The following is a 14091-nucleotide window of genomic DNA, read 5'->3' on the forward strand; positions in this document are numbered from 1 at the left end:
GCGCAAATGGCCGCCCGCCAGCGGCCGAGCGCCGCCTGCTCCCTGAGCAGGTCGATGGCGAGCGGCGTATCGCGGATCGCTTCGCTGCCGGGCAAACCGCCCGGCACGACTATGGCTTCGAAGTCACGGCTGGCCAGCTCGTCGATATGATAGTCAGCGACCAGCTGCACCCCGCGGGAGGCGCGGATCTGGCGCAGACCGGCCGGACAGCAGGAGGCGAGCAGCACCTCGATGCGGGCGCGCACCAGGGTGTCGACGATGGCGACCGTCTCTATCTCTTCCGAGCCCGGGGCTACCAATACCAGCACTGTCATACTGCACTCCTTAGTTGCCCGCGATCTCGCCGGGCTCAGCTCTTCTCTTTGATGGCCTGATAGAGGCCCTGATTGACCGGCACCGCGATGCCGTGCCGGGCGGCCCTGGCCAGCAGGAAGCCGGTGATGGCCTCGATCTCGGTCTCCCGGCCCAGCTCCATGTCCTGATACATGGAAGAGTAATTGTCGGCAGTGAGCTCCACCACCGTCATGGCGCGGCGCAGCAGCTCATCGCTGCTGGTGGGCTGGCCTTCGGCCTGCATCACGTCCGCCACTTCCACGCAGATCTGTTGCAGGACATCGGCGAAGCGGGGGCCGGCCAGCTCACCATTCTTGAGTTTATAGAGCGCGGTCAGCGGATTGATGGCGCAGTTGATGGCGAGTTTTTGCCACTGGCGAGCCAGGATCTGCTCATCCCAACCGGCCTGACCGAGGGCGGCACCGAGGTCGTCCGCCAGGGCGGCATGGGCCTTGGCAGCCTCATTGACCGGGCCGAGCCAGGTTTCACCCTTGCCGGTATGGCGGAACACGAAGTGGCCGCTTTGCATGGCGCCATGGCTGGTGACACCCGCGATGACAGGGTTATGGGGGAACAGCTGGACCACCTGCTCGGCTATGCCCATGCCGTTGTGCAGCAGCACTATGGGCACGCCTGCCGCCAGCTTGCCCACCAGCGGCGTCAGGGCCGACACCACCTGACCAGCCTTGGTCATCACCAGCAGACGCTTGATCTGGCCGGGCTGGCTGATGAAACCGCGTTCGATGGCGATCAGCTGGGTATGGCCCTCCAGCGAGGTGAAGTCGATCCCGGGATGCAGGGTCGAACGGTGACGATCGCGCAGCAAGACGCGGGTAGGTTGACCGCTTAGAGTCAGCAGGGAGGCGAAGACGCCACCCAGGGCGCCGCAGCCCAGCAGTGACCATTGGGGGGAGGAGGGCAGTCGGGAACTCTGTAATCCGCTTGGCATGGAGAGACTCAATCAAGGTAGGGGTTGCATTCCGGTCAACCGCCCGCCGGGGATAAGTGAAGATGTCGCGTGGCGGACACTAACGGGTCTCGCCATTCCTGTGCGCAGGGGATTCTAGCAGAGCAACCCCATCGAAATCAGCAAATTTGCCGGTTTTCTGGTAGATTTGCCCCCTTATAGCGCAACATGAGGAGCCCTGACATGCCGTCATTCGATATTGTCTCTGAAGTCAAAATGAACGAGGTGTTGAACGCCGTCGATAACGCCAATCGTGAACTGGCGACCCGTTTCGATTTTCGTGGTGTTGAAGCCAGCTTCGAGCTGAACAAGGAAGAAGTGAAGCTGGAGGCCGATGCCGACTTCCAGCTCAAGCAAATGGTCGAGATCCTGCGCGCAGCCCTGCTCAAGCGCAACATCGAGAACAGCTCAATGGACGTGGGCGACAGCGTTCACTCCGGCAAGCGTTTCCACCTGAACGTCAAGTTCAAGCAGGGGATCGAGAAAGAGATCGCCAAGAAGCTGGTGAAGCTGATCAAGGATTCCAAGATCAAGGTGCAGGTTGCCATTCAGGGTGATGAAGTGCGCGTCACCGGCAAGAAGCGTGACGATTTGCAGGAGGCCATGGCGCTGGTACGTGGTGCCGAGCTGGGTCAGCCGATGCAGTTCCAGAATTTCCGCGATTGATGACGGGCGGGAGGGTTCGGCCTTCCCCCTTGTGCGACCGCCACGCGGTGCGACAGTAAAAGGTTCGATGACAGAGCCATAAAAAAACCGGAGCAGCTGCTCCGGTTTTTTGTATCCGCATTACCCGTTCTATCAGAACTTGTAGGTAACGGAGAAGTAGTGGCTGAAGCCAGAGCTCTTCCAGGGGGTACCGTCGTAGGCGGTAGAGCCATCTTTGGTGCCGTAGGCATCCATGAAGTACTTCAGGCCGTAACCGACAGCGTAGCGGTCAGAGTGCCAGTAGATACCGTGGAAGGTCGCCAGGTTGTCGCTGGTACGGTCGGCACGGTCGTGGGTGTCCAGATCGAAGGCGTAATCCAGGTAGCCCTGGTAGGAGACGAAGCTGCCGTTGCTGAAGGTGTAGAAAGGCTTGAACCAGTTCATGGCGAACCAGTAACCGTTCCACTCACCTTCTTCTTCGGTGAAGAACTGGTTTTCGGTGGCGTGGCGGGCATACAGGTTCATACCCACTTTACCGAACCAAGGCACCTGTACGTCAGCACCCAGACCGATCATGTTTTCCATCTGGTTGTCGCCGATGTTGTTCAGGGAGGCGATGTACACCTCTTGCACCGGGCCGAAGGAGAGATCTTTACCAGTCAGCGCATCCAGAGACATACGCGGCGCAAACTTCATGAAGAGGTTCTGACCCTTGTGCTTGTCGCTGTGACGGGAATCGAAGATGTCGAACACATCGACGTAACCGTACAGGTCAAACAGACCGGAACGACCGCCAAATTCCATTTCGAAGTAGGTGTCGTTGTAATCTTCTGCACCAGTGGTGAAAGGACGTTGGTCGATGGTATGCATGACGTTGAACTGCATCCACTTGTAATCGTTCTTGTGGATGTCACCGCTGTAGTCAGCAGCGAAGGCCGGGGTGGCGGCAGCAGCCAGCAGACCGGCAGCGATCAGAGTCTTGGTAAATTTGGCCATTTTATTGGTCTCTTGTGCGTTAGTTGAGGTTTTCCGTAGCCTGCCCACAAGGAGCGGAAGGGATTCTAGCCAAATAAATTCATCGGAGAAACAAGAGCCGGGGAACTTTATTCGGAAGTGTGAATCTAATCACCCCCAATTTCACGCAAACGCTTGCTATTTATCCTGTTGCAAGAGCAAGTCTCTTCCTCGTTTGGCAACCAGCACGATCAGGATCAACACCGGAATGCCGAGCAGGCTGGTGCCGACAAAGAAGGTGCTGTAGCCGAACTGTTCGACGAAACGCCCGGAAAAACCTGCCAGCAGCTTGGGCATCAGCAGCATGACGGAGCTGAACAGGGCGTACTGGGTGGCGGAGAAGGCCACGTTGGTCAGGCTCGACAGATAGGTCACGAAGGCGGCCGTCGCTATGCCGGCGCTGAGGTTGTCGACCGAGATGATCAGGGTCAGCAGCTCCAGGTTGTGGCCCACTTCGTTGAGCAGGGCGAACAGCAGATTGGTGCTGGCGGTGAGCAGGGCGCCGAGGAACAGGATGCGCAGGGTGCCAAAGCGCATCACCAGCACGCCCCCCAGGGCGGCCCCCACCAGCGTCATGATGACGCCATACACCTTGGTGATGGTGGCCACTTCCGTCTTGCTGAACTGCAGGTCCACGTAGAAGCTGTTGGACATCACCCCCATCACCACATCCGAGATGCGATAACAGGCGATGAGCCCCAGGATCAGCATGGCCGAGCCGCCGTAACGGCGGAAGAAATCGGCAAACGGACACCAGATGGCCTCGTAGATCCAGGCGCCGATGCCGGCCAGCGAGGTGGGCCAGCCACGGGAGAGCAGCAGCGCCTTGCGCGCCTCCTGCTGATCGTTCTGACCGGCGAGATCTATGTCCGGTTCGTGGCAGATCAGGGTGGTGATGACGCCGAGGGACATGAGCCCCGCCATCAGCAGATAGGTGAGTTGCCAGCCACGGTAGTCATAGCCGCTGTTGCTGCCGAGCCAGGCCGCCAGTGCCAGTGCCCCCGCGCCGGCCATGATCATCGCCAGCCGGTAACCCGTCATGTAGGAGGCCGCCATGGCCGCCTGCAACCGCTCCGGCGCCGACTCGATGCGATAGGCGTCGATGACTATGTCCTGCGTCGCGGAGCAAAACGCCACCAGCAGGGCAAACAGGGCGAGCTGGGCGAGCTGGGTCTTGGGATCGCAATAGGCCATGCCCACCAGCGAGAGGGCAATCAGCAGCTGGGAGAGCAGCATCCAGCTGCGGCGCCGCCCCAGCCAGCGGGAGAGCAGCGGCAGCGGCATCCGGTCAACCAGCGGCGACCACAGCCATTTGAAGCCATAGGCCAGCGCCACCCAGCTCATGTAGCCGATGTCGGTCAGGCTGACATCGGCCTCGCGCAGCCAGAACGAGAGGGTGCCAAACACCAGCAGCAGAGGCAGGCCGGACGAGAAACCCATGGCAAACAGTATGAGGACCCGAGTCTCAAGGTAGACGGCGAGCGAGTCTCGCCAGCTCGGTGTGCGGACAGTGTTCAAATACCTGACTCCTCTGGGAAAATTGCGCCATTTTGTCAGGTTCGAGGGGGATAGCCAAGGCAAGCCGAGCGTGGCGGGTCTGGATTCAGGGGCGCGAACCCATGCAGTGGCGCGGGCAGGGGCCCTCGGTGGTCAGATAGTTGGCGCATTCCATCAGCTGCAGGCGCAGCCAGACGTCGGCGATGATCTGCTGCTCATCCCACTGATGCAGGCTGTGCAGCAGGTGCCAGAACACCCCTTCCCGGTCGGTGGCCGGTTGTTTGTCTGCGGGTATATGGGGCAAGTCTTGCCAGTGGGAGAGGAGCTGCCAGCTCAAGTCTTCCAACTGCTGATAGGGGATTTCTCGTGCCAGAAAATGACGAACCGCCTGGGCCAGCGGGACTGTGTGTTGGGCTAGGTACTCGTTGCAGGTCACCGGAACCTCCTTCTCCTCATGTGGGCCATACCCCGGGAACATGGGGCAAGGCCAGAGTATAGAAAGGGGCGCCGGTGACCCGGGCAAAGACGCGGCGGAATGTGATCCGGCCCGCGTTATTTCTCCGCCAGCAACACCACCTTCTTCAGGATGATGGGGCTGGTGGGCACGTCGTTGGCGCGCAGGGTGGAGCTGTAACCCGTCTGCACCTGGGCCAGCTTGTCCAGCACTTCCATGCCCTGCACCACCTGGCCGAACACGGTATAACCGGCGCCGGCATTGGCGTTGAGGTTGTTGTTGTCGGTCAGGTTGAAGTAGAACTGGCGGGTGGCGCTGTCCACGGCCTGGGTGCGGGCCATGGCGATGCTGCCACGCTTGTTGGGCAAGCCTCCCTTGGACTCGTTGACCACGGGATCCAGGGTCGGCAGTTGCTGGAACTGCTGGTTATAGCCGCCCCCCTGCACTACGAAGTCCTGGATCACCCGGTGGAACAGGCTGCCGTCATAGCTGCCGTCCGCCACGTAGCGCAGGAAGTTTTTCACCGTCTGCGGCGCCTGCTTGGAGGCCAGCTCCACCACTATGTTGCCGTGGTTGGTCTCCATCCTGACCTTGGGGCCGGCGAACGCCAGCGGGGCGATCAGCATGGCCAGTAACCAGAGTTTTTTCATTTGACTCTCCTCGCTCAGCTCGGCTGACCCTTGAGATAACCACGCAGGGCATTGTCCGCCATGATCTGTTGCAGCAGGCTGCCCAGCTGCTGGTTCAGGATGGATTCCAGCTCGGCCATGGTCGGTTCACCCGGACCTTCCTTGCTGGAGGACATGTTGAACTGCTTGGTCAGCTTGCTGCCCTGGAAGTCGGCCATCACCTGCAGGCTGACGCGGGACTTGGTGACATAGGTGAAGGTTTTCTCTTCCACCGTGACCGCGGCGCTGGAGATGGCCAGGGTCAGGTTGGTGGTACCGCTGTTGCCCACTTCCAGCCCCTGGCTGCGCAGGCCTTCGGCCAGTTTCTCGGCCAGCAGGTTGTTGAGCTGCTGCTCGCTGTTGACCAGCACGGCGGCCTTCTCTTTCTTCTTGATGGAGAAGACGTAGGCGGCTTCACGCTTGTCGACCCCTTCCAGGGTGATGCGGTTGCCCGAGTAGTACTGCTGATTGGAAGGAATAACCTGCGGGTTGAGCAGGGCGGTTTCCGGCCAGTGAGTCGCACAACCACCCAGCGTCAGGGCGGCCAGCAGCAAGAGTGACTTTTTCATCATGGGTTTCCTTTAGCTTTCTGTTTAGCGTTTGATGGCTTTCAAAATAACGAATTTGCTGTTCGACGCAACGACTTGTGCATTGGCAAACAGGCGCTTGAGTTTGTTGTGATAATCCAGGTGACGGTTGCCTACTATCCAGAGTTCGCCCCCCTGGGGCAACACCCGGTGGGCATCGCTGAACATCTGCCAGGCGATATGATCGGTGATCGCCTGCAACTGATGGAAGGGCGGGTTGCAGAGGATCCGATCCGCCGAGCCGACTTCCACCCCATCGAGACAGTTGTTGACCATGAAGCGGGCGCGGGGCAGGGCATCCGGCAGATTGTGTTCGACGTTGAGCAGCGCCGAGGCGACCGCCATGTGGGATTCGTCGATGAAGGTCACCTCCACCTCGGCATCCCGCGCCAGCAGCGCCAGCCCTAGTACACCGTTGCCGCAACCCAGATCGATCACCTTGCGCGCACTGTGCACCGGCAGGTTGTCCAGCATAAAGCGGGCGCCTATATCCAGGCTAGTGCGCGAAAACACATTGGCATGGTTGTGGATGAGCATGTCGGTGCCCTCCAGCGGCCAGACCGTGGGAAAGGGATTGGCCAGCACGGGGCGTTCGGCGGGCGTAGCGGCCGGGGTGCAATGAATGAGGCGTGCCTTCTTCCAGGCCAGCGAGGTGCGGGTCGGCCCCAGGTATTTTTCAAACAGCGCCAGAGTGGAGCTGTGAATGTCCTTGGCCTTGCCGGCGGCGAGGATGCGGGTGGCCGGGGTTGCCACCAGGCGCAGGGCCAGCAGTTGCTGTTCCAGCAGCGCCTGATACTTGGAGACCTTGATCACCACCAGCACGGGGGCTGCAGGCAATGGCGCCAGCGCATCCTGCAGCGTGATGGCATGGGGATCCAGCCCGTTCTCCGCGAGGTTGGCCAGGGTGGCCCGCTCGCTGATATGGGAGTCGCTCACACAGACAGGGGCATGGCCGTGCAGGTAGGCGGCCAGGGCCCCGAAGCCGTCATTCATGATGATGACGGGGCCGGTCTGCTCGAGTGGCGCCTCTGCCAGGGTATTGATCAGGTACTCGTCTGCCGCATCCCAGGCCTGCAACGGATCCTGGCTCTGGCGTGGATAGCGATACAGGGTCAGACGACAATGAGCCGTGTCGAGAAGGGTTTGCATAAGCGAAGCGTCCAGATGATTCATAAAACAGGCGCCAGCGGGGCGCAAAGTGGCGCTATTCTAGCGGGGGCGGAGAATTTCACCAGCCCGGCGGCACCGGGTGAGGGGCAAAACCGCGCTCCTTTTCCCGTGCCGGACGATTTCGTCATACCGCCAACCCTGGCTACAATGGCCGGACATCCATTTTGGGAGTTTTGCTCGTGACCATGCAACAACAGATCGAGGCCAAGCTGGCCGCTGCCTTGTCCCCCAGCCACCTGGAGGTGATCAACGAAAGCTACATGCACAGGGTTGCGCCGGGCTCAGAGAGCCATTTCAAGGTGGTGGTGGTGAGTCAGGCCTTCGAGGGCCAGCGACTGCTGGCCCGCCATCGCCAGGTCAATGGGGTGCTGGCCGACGAGCTGGCGGGTGCCATTCATGCACTGGCGCTGCATACCTATACGGAGCAGGAGTGGCAGCAACGGGAACAGGCGCCGACGACCCCGAGTTGCGTCAGCAAGAATGGCCCGGCCTAAGGCTATTGACGAGTTGATTACTCAATCCTCGATTAGTTAACAATTAATAAACGTTTTTTGGCGGCGCCCCGAGTCCTGGCTCGTGGCGTCGCTCTCCCGCCAAGACATCAAAATTTCTAATCTATTTTTGAACATAAACGCCATTACCTATTTTGGGGTATTAATGGCTAACTCGAGGCAAATCCTGAGGTTTAGTGAAGAAATCGGCGTGATTAAATTTCGATGATTTTGTGATAGAGCGGGGATTTTCCCCATTTTGCATGGCAGTAAACTTGCCATAAGTGCTAAACTCAGGCGCTTTTGAATGACCCTGTATGTTGCTGATTTGTTTGTTTCTTCGACATTTTTTCGCAACATGAACGGGCTCATTCAACAACTCGTCGTGATGTATTTCTCGGCGCTAACCAACCTGTCTTCCCTTAACGGTAGTGCAAGTGAGTATGATTACAATTAAAAGAGGACTGGACATCCCCGTGCTGGGTGCTCCGGAGCAAGTAATCTACGATGGCCCGGCCATCACCCGTGTTGCTACACTCGGCGAAGAGTTCGTGGGGATGCGACCTACTATGTTCGTCAAAGTAGGTGATCGCGTCATTAAAGGTCAGGAGCTCTTCGAAGATAAGAAGAATCCCGGCGTTAAATTCACGGCCCCCGCCACCGGTGTGGTTTCTGAGATCAACCGGGGTGCCAAGCGCATTCTGCAATCTGTCGTCATCGAACTCGATGGGTCCGACGAGCAGGTGACCTTTGAACACTTTGCGTCTGCCGAGCTCGCACAGCTCGCGCGCAGCAAGGTGCAAGAGATCCTGGTCGCGTCAGGCCAATGGACTGCGTTGCGTACCCGCCCATTCAGCAAGGTGCCGGCCGTCGGCTCAACCCCGCGCGCCATCTTCGTCACTGCGATGGACACCAACCCGCTGGCCGCCAATAGCGACCTCATCATCAAGGAACAGGCTCAGGCTTTCCTCGATGGTCTGGCGGTATTGACTCGCCTGACCGATGGCGCCGTCCATGTCTGCAAGGGCGAGGCCAGCCTGCCGCACGCTTCCCTGGCGCAAGTCAAAGAGGAAGTGTTCGTCGGCCCGCACCCTGCCGGTCTGCCTGGTACCCATATCCACTTCCTGGATCCGGTCAGCGCCAAGAAGGTGCAGTGGTACATCAACTATCAGGATGTCATCGCTTACGGCAAGCTGTTCACCACAGGCCAGATCTTTACCGACAAGGTGATCTCCCTGGCCGGTCCGAACGTGGTCAAGCCACGCCTGCTGCGCACCCGCATGGGCGCCTGCATCAGCCAGCTGACCAACAACGAGCTGCGTGCGGATGAAAACCGCGTCATCTCCGGTTCCATCCTGAGTGGTGCCAAGGCCGAAGGGGTGCATGACTACCTGGGTCGTTACCACAATCAGGTGAGCGTGCTGGGCGAGGGACGTGAGAAAGAGTTCCTGGGTTGGGTCAATCCCAGCGCCAGCAAGTTCTCCATCACCCGTACCACCCTCTCTCATCTGATGAAGGGCAAACTCATCAACTTTACTACCACCACCAACGGTAGTGATCGCTCCATGGTGCCTATCGGCAACTATGAGCGCGTGATGCCGCTCGACATCCTGCCGACCCTGCTGCTGCGGGATCTGGTCTCCGGTGACATCGACAGCGCCCAGGCGCTCGGTTGTCTGGAGCTGGATGAGGAAGATTTGGCGCTCTGTACCTTCGTCTGCCCTGGCAAGACAGAATACGGCCCAGTCTTGCGTGAGTGCCTGACCAAGATAGAACTGGAAGGTTAAGCGATGAGTTTCAAGCAACTTCTTGAAAATATGGAACATCACTTCGAGCCGGGCGGCAAGTACTCCAAGTACTATGCCCTGTTCGAGGCGGCGTACACCCTGTTTTATACCCCCGGGTCCGTGACCCGCAATGCTGCCCACGTCCGTGATGCGATCGATCTGAAACGCATGATGATCATGGTGTGGCTGGCCGTGTTCCCGGCCATGTTCTGGGGCATGTTCAACGTCGGCAATCAGGCGATTGCCGCCATTGCCCATCTGGGCACGGCTGCCGGCGCCGACACCTGGCAATATGCGCTGGCGCAACTGCTGGGTGCCTCGCTGGATCCGGCCGTGGCCGGTATCGGCAGCAAGATGCTGATCGGTGCCACTCACTTCCTGCCCATCTACCTGACCGTGTTCCTGGTCGGTGGTTTCTGGGAAGTGCTGTTCGCCATGGTGCGCAAGCACGAGATCAACGAAGGCTTCTTCGTGACCTCCATCCTGTTCGCCCTGATAGTGCCGCCCGAGCTGCCCCTGTGGCAAGCCGCGCTGGGCATCACCTTCGGTGTGGTGCTGGCCAAGGAAGTGTTCGGTGGTACCGGCAAGAACTTCCTGAACCCGGCCCTGGCGGGTCGTGCGTTCCTGTTCTTCGCCTACCCGGGTCAGATCTCCGGTGATGCCGTCTGGGTTGCCGTTGACGGCTACTCGGGCGCGACCGCGCTGAGCCAGTGGGCCCAGGGCGGCCAGATGGCGCTGATCAACGGTGCCACCGGTCAGGCCATCAGCTGGATGGATGCCTTCCTCGGCAACCTGCCGGGTTCCATCGGTGAAGTCTCCACCCTGATGATCCTCATCGGTGCCGCCATGATCGTCTACATGCGGATCGCCTCCTGGCGCATCATCGCCGGTGTGATGATCGGCATGGTCGCCACCTCCCTGCTGTTCAACGTCATTGGTTCAGACACCAACCCCATGTTCAACATGCCGTGGCACTGGCATCTGGTGCTGGGCGGCTTCGCCTTTGGCATGGCCTTCATGGCGACCGATCCGGTTTCCGCCGCCTTTACCAACAAGGGCAAGTGGTGGTATGGCGCCCTGATCGGCGTCATGGTGGTGCTGATCCGTGTCGTGAACCCCGCGTTCCCGGAAGGCATGATGCTGGCCATTCTGTTTGCCAACCTGTTTGCCCCCTTGTTTGACCATTTCGTGGCGCAGGCGAACATCAAGCGGAGGATCGCTCGTGGCGTTTAATAAAGACTCTACTGTCGGCACCCTGACGGTTGTAACCGGTCTGTGTCTGGTCTGTTCCATCGTGGTCTCAGTGGCTGCCGTGGGGCTGCGTCCGGCTCAGCTGGAAAACAAGGCGCTGGACAAGCAAAGCAATATTCTGTCCGTCGCCGGTGTCGATGTCAGCAGCGTGGCCAAGCGTGACCTGGCCCAGCTGTACGGCGACAAGATTGAAGCGCGTCTGGTGGACCTGACCACGGGTGAGTTTGTTGACGGCGATGCCGACAACTTCGACACCAAGCTGGCAGCCAAAGACCCGGCCAAGAGCATTCGTCTGGCATCTGCCGACGACAAGGCCGGTCTGCGTCAAATCTCCAGACTGATCCCGGTGTTCTTCGCCAAAGATGCCGAGGGCAAGGTCGACAACATTATCCTGCCGATCTACGGCCAGGGTCTGTGGTCCACCATGTATGCCTTCGTCGCCGTGGCGGCTGACGGTCAGACCATCAAGGGCATCACCTACTATGACCACGGTGAAACCCCGGGTCTGGGCGGCGAGATCGAGAACCCGGCCTGGCAAGGTCTGTTCATCGGCAAGAAGCTGTTCGATCAGGACGGCATGCCGGCGTTGCGCGTCATCAAGGGCCATGCTCCGGCAGGTTCCGAGCATGAGATCGATGGCCTGTCCGGTGCCACCCTGACAGGTAACGGTGTACAGCACACGTTCGACTTCTGGATGGGACCCAAGGGCTTCGGTCCTTTCCTGGCCAAGATTCGTGCAGGAGAAATCAACAATGGCTGACAAGAGCGAAATGAAGAAGTTGCTGTTGACGCCTGTGCTCGGCAACAACCCCATCGCACTGCAGGTGCTGGGTGTCTGTTCCGCGCTGGCCGTTACCAGCCAGATGAAGACGGCGTTCGTGATGACGCTGGCGGTGACCGCGGTCACCGCCTTCTCCAACCTGTTCATCTCCCTGATCCGCAACCAGATCCCGAACAGCGTGCGGATCATCGCCCAGATGGCGGTGATTGCCTCGCTGGTTATCGTGGTTGACCAGGTGCTCAAGGCCTATGCCTATGACATCTCCAAGCAACTGTCGGTATTCGTGGGTCTGATCATCACCAACTGCATCGTGATGGGTCGTGCCGAAGCCTATGCCATGAAGAGCGCCCCGCTGCCCTCTTTCCTGGACGGTATCGGCAACGGTCTGGGCTATGGCGCCGTGCTGCTGGTCGTGGCGACAGTGCGCGAGATCCTGGGCTCGGGTACCTGGTTCGGTATCGAGCTGCTGCCGCTGGTGAACAATGGTGGCTGGTACGTGCCTAACGGCCTGTTGCTGCTGCCGCCGAGTGCGTTCTTCATCATTGGTCTGATCATCTGGGGCGTTCGCACCAGGGATCCCAAGCAGGTGGAGGCGAAGGATTAAGGTATGGAACACTATCTGAGTCTGTTGATTCGTTCGATTTTCATCGAAAACCTGGCCCTCTCCTTCTTCCTGGGGATGTGTACCTTCCTGGCTGTGTCCAAGAAGGTCAAGACCGCCATGGGTCTGGGGATTGCCGTTATCGTGGTTCAGACCGTTGCCGTTCCGGCCAACAACCTGATCTACAACTACGTCCTCAAAGATGGCGCCCTGGTCTCCGGCCTGGATCTTAGCTTCCTGAGCTTCATCACCTTCATCGGTGTGATTGCGGCCCTGGTGCAGATCCTGGAAATGGCGCTGGACAAGTATTTCCCGGCGCTCTACAACGCGCTCGGCATCTTCCTGCCGCTCATCACGGTGAACTGCGCCATCTTCGGTGGCGTCTCCTTCATGGTGCAGCGTGACTACAACTTCGTGGAGTCCGTGGTCTATGGCGTGGGGTCGGGTGCAGGCTGGATGCTGGCCATAGTCGCGATGGCAGGGATCCGCGAGAAGATGAAGTACTCCGATGTACCGGAAGGCCTGCGTGGTCTGGGCATCACCTTCATCACCGCGGGTCTGATGGCGCTGGGCTTCATGTCCTTCTCTGGTATTTCCCTGTAATCGGAAAGGAAATATAGATGGAAATTATTCTGGGTGTGGTCATGTTCACCGTGATCCTGCTGGCCCTGGTAGCAGTCATTCTGTTCGCCAAGTCCAAGCTGGTGACCGCAGGTGACGTGACAATCAGCATCAACGGCGATCCGGCCAAGGCTGTCACCAGCCCGGCGGGTGGCAAGCTGCTCGGCGTGCTGGCCGGCAGCGGTATCTTCGTCTCCTCCGCCTGTGGCGGCGGTGGCTCCTGTGGTCAGTGCAAGGTGCGGGTGAAAGCCGGCGGCGGCGATATTCTGCCGACCGAGCTGGATCACATCAGCAAGGGCGAGGCCCGTCATGGCGAGCGTCTGGCCTGTCAGGTCACGGTGCGTGGCGACATGGACATCGAGCTGCCGGAAGAGATCTTCGGGGTGAAGAAGTGGGACTGTACCGTCATCTCCAATGACAACAAGGCCACCTTCATCAAGGAGCTCAAGCTGCAGATCCCCGATGGCGAGAGCGTCCCGTTCCGCGCCGGTGGTTATATCCAGATCGAGGCCCCTGCCCACCATGTGCAGTACAAGCACTTCGATATTCCCGAGGAGTATCGCGGGGACTGGGATCGCTTCAAGATCTTCGAACTGGAATCCAAGGTTAACGAGCCGATCATTCGTGCTTATTCCATGGCCAACTATCCGGAAGAGTTCGGCATCATCATGCTGAACGTGCGGATCGCGACCCCGCCGCCCAGCAACTGGACTGCGCCTCCCGGCCAGATGTCCTCCTATATCTTCAGCCTCAAGGCTGGCGACAAGGTGACCATCTCGGGTCCGTTTGGCGAGTTCTTCGCCAAGGACACAGACGCCGAGATGGTGTTCATCGGTGGTGGTGCGGGTATGGCGCCGATGCGCTCCCATATCTTCGACCAGCTGCGTCGCCTGAAGACCCATCGCAAGATGAGCTTCTGGTACGGTGCCCGTTCCAAGCGCGAGATGTTCTATGTCGAAGACTTCGACATGCTGGCCGCCGAGAACGACAACTTCCAGTGGCATGTCGCCCTGTCCGATCCGCAACCGGAAGACAACTGGGATGGTTACACAGGCTTCATCCACAACGTCTTGTTCGAGAACTATCTCAAGAACCACGAGGCGCCGGAAGATTGTGAATTTTACATGTGCGGGCCTCCCGTCATGAACGCTGCCGTCATCAACATGCTGAAAAACCTCGGTGTTGAAGACGAAAACATCTTGCTGGATGACTTTGGTGGTTAAT

At 59.3% G+C, this 14091-nt stretch carries 16 protein-coding genes; 8 read left to right on the plus strand and 8 right to left on the minus strand.

The features are described from left to right. Together BN1118_RS22205 and BN1118_RS04660 are read right to left on the minus strand one after the other, a co-directional pair. A partial coding sequence (locus BN1118_RS22205) for a DJ-1/PfpI family protein (protein ID WP_043554751.1) occupies positions 1–314 on the minus strand: 314 nt, incomplete at its 3' end. A 35-nt stretch (positions 315–349) separates the two neighbouring features. Then, on the minus strand, positions 350–1282 hold the full coding sequence (locus BN1118_RS04660) for a ketopantoate reductase family protein (protein WP_043134421.1): 933 nt from the start codon (positions 1280–1282) through the stop codon (positions 350–352). A gap of 201 nt (positions 1283–1483) precedes the next feature. Here BN1118_RS04660 and BN1118_RS04665 point away from each other — a divergent pair, with 201 nt between their 5' ends. Next, positions 1484–1966: a YajQ family cyclic di-GMP-binding protein gene (locus tag BN1118_RS04665; RefSeq protein WP_005311958.1), complete on the plus strand. Its 483-nt coding sequence runs from the start codon at positions 1484–1486 to the stop codon at positions 1964–1966. A gap of 132 nt (positions 1967–2098) precedes the next feature. On the opposite strand, the gene BN1118_RS04670 is transcribed toward BN1118_RS04665, so the two are convergent. From BN1118_RS04670 to BN1118_RS04695, 6 genes are all read right to left on the minus strand, one after another. Further along, positions 2099–2941, minus strand: coding sequence for a nucleoside-specific channel-forming Tsx family protein (locus BN1118_RS04670; RefSeq protein ID WP_043134423.1), 843 nt, complete (start codon positions 2939–2941; stop codon positions 2099–2101). 156 nt (positions 2942–3097) lie between these two features. Continuing rightward, positions 3098–4477 (minus strand): AmpG family muropeptide MFS transporter, encoded by a 1380-nt coding sequence (locus BN1118_RS04675; protein ID WP_043554752.1) that lies wholly within the window; start codon positions 4475–4477, stop codon positions 3098–3100. A gap of 85 nt (positions 4478–4562) precedes the next feature. Then, positions 4563–4892 (minus strand): hypothetical protein, encoded by a 330-nt coding sequence (locus BN1118_RS04680; RefSeq protein ID WP_043554753.1) that lies wholly within the window; start codon positions 4890–4892, stop codon positions 4563–4565. Between the two features lie 116 nt (positions 4893–5008). Continuing rightward, positions 5009–5560, minus strand: coding sequence for a peptidylprolyl isomerase (locus BN1118_RS04685; protein WP_043554754.1), 552 nt, complete (start codon positions 5558–5560; stop codon positions 5009–5011). Positions 5561–5574: 14 nt separating this feature from the next. Beyond that, positions 5575–6147 carry a YajG family lipoprotein gene (locus BN1118_RS04690; protein ID WP_043554755.1) on the minus strand — a complete coding sequence of 191 codons (573 nt, stop codon included), beginning with the start codon at positions 6145–6147 and terminating at the stop codon, positions 5575–5577. A gap of 24 nt (positions 6148–6171) precedes the next feature. Then, positions 6172–7314: a methyltransferase gene (locus BN1118_RS04695; RefSeq protein WP_043554756.1), complete on the minus strand. Its 1143-nt coding sequence runs from the start codon at positions 7312–7314 to the stop codon at positions 6172–6174. Positions 7315–7520: 206 nt separating this feature from the next. Between BN1118_RS04695 and BN1118_RS04700 the strand changes: the two genes are divergently transcribed. The 7 genes from BN1118_RS04700 (at position 7521) to nqrF (ending at position 14090) form a co-directional block, all read left to right on the plus strand. Further along, positions 7521–7829 carry a BolA family protein gene (locus tag BN1118_RS04700; protein WP_042867323.1) on the plus strand — a complete coding sequence of 103 codons (309 nt, stop codon included), beginning with the start codon at positions 7521–7523 and terminating at the stop codon, positions 7827–7829. 440 nt (positions 7830–8269) lie between these two features. Continuing rightward, positions 8270–9613, plus strand: a complete 1344-nt coding sequence (locus BN1118_RS04705; RefSeq protein ID WP_043554757.1) for a Na(+)-translocating NADH-quinone reductase subunit A — start codon at positions 8270–8272, stop codon at positions 9611–9613. Positions 9614–9616: 3 nt separating this feature from the next. Beyond that, entirely contained in the window at positions 9617–10846 is a 1230-nt protein-coding gene (locus BN1118_RS04710; protein ID WP_043554758.1) for an NADH:ubiquinone reductase (Na(+)-transporting) subunit B, read from the plus strand. Next, positions 10836–11624 (plus strand): Na(+)-translocating NADH-quinone reductase subunit C, encoded by a 789-nt coding sequence (locus BN1118_RS04715; protein WP_043134434.1) that lies wholly within the window; start codon positions 10836–10838, stop codon positions 11622–11624. The genes BN1118_RS04710 and BN1118_RS04715 overlap by 11 nt, the downstream gene beginning before the upstream one ends. Further along, a complete protein-coding gene (locus BN1118_RS04720) occupies positions 11617–12249 on the plus strand; it encodes an NADH:ubiquinone reductase (Na(+)-transporting) subunit D (RefSeq protein WP_042867161.1) in 633 nt (210 codons plus the stop codon). The genes BN1118_RS04715 and BN1118_RS04720 overlap by 8 nt, the downstream gene beginning before the upstream one ends. A 3-nt stretch (positions 12250–12252) precedes the next feature. Beyond that, the gene (gene nqrE / locus BN1118_RS04725; RefSeq protein WP_005330713.1) at positions 12253–12849 is read left to right on the plus strand and encodes an NADH:ubiquinone reductase (Na(+)-transporting) subunit E; all 597 of its coding nucleotides are present in this window, start codon (positions 12253–12255) and stop codon (positions 12847–12849) included. A 17-nt stretch (positions 12850–12866) separates the two neighbouring features. Further along, positions 12867–14090 carry an NADH:ubiquinone reductase (Na(+)-transporting) subunit F gene (gene nqrF, locus BN1118_RS04730; RefSeq protein WP_043134436.1) on the plus strand — a complete coding sequence of 408 codons (1224 nt, stop codon included), beginning with the start codon at positions 12867–12869 and terminating at the stop codon, positions 14088–14090. The last annotated feature ends 1 nt before the right edge of the window (position 14091 follow it).

The organism is Aeromonas bestiarum, assembly GCF_000819745.1.
In the GTDB taxonomy this organism is placed as follows: domain Bacteria; phylum Pseudomonadota; class Gammaproteobacteria; order Enterobacterales; family Aeromonadaceae; genus Aeromonas; species Aeromonas bestiarum.